At 57.0% G+C, this 249-nt stretch carries 1 pseudogene and 1 other annotated feature; the pseudogene reads left to right on the top strand.

Annotation, left to right across the window (positions count from 1 at the left end):
- Positions 1–249, top strand: a pseudogene (locus MWU60_RS19465) (IS3 family transposase); the annotation flags it as partial.
- Positions 113–229: a sequence feature (AL1L pseudoknot), on the top strand. (Overlaps the previous pseudogene by 117 nt.)

Raw genomic sequence — 249 nt, 5'->3', positions numbered from 1 at the left:
TTGATACTGGCCAGCGCGGCGGCCTAGCGACCGAGCAGGCCGAGAAGATGAAGGCGCTTGAGCGCGAAGTTCGCGAACTGAAGCAGGCCAATGAGATCCTTCGCAAGGCTTCCGCATATTTTGCTCAGGCGGAGCTCGACCGCCCACTGAAACGATGATCCAGTTCATAGAAGATCACCGGGCTGTATATGGGGTCGAGCCAATCTGCCGTGTGCTGCCGATTGCCCCTGCCACCTTCTATGATCATTT

It is taken from the genome of Yoonia sp. F2084L (assembly GCF_023015625.1).
Classification (GTDB): Bacteria; Pseudomonadota; Alphaproteobacteria; order Rhodobacterales; family Rhodobacteraceae; genus Yoonia.
The sequence above is the reverse complement of the archived record's forward strand: the minus strand, read 5'-3'. Positions and strand labels throughout refer to the sequence as shown.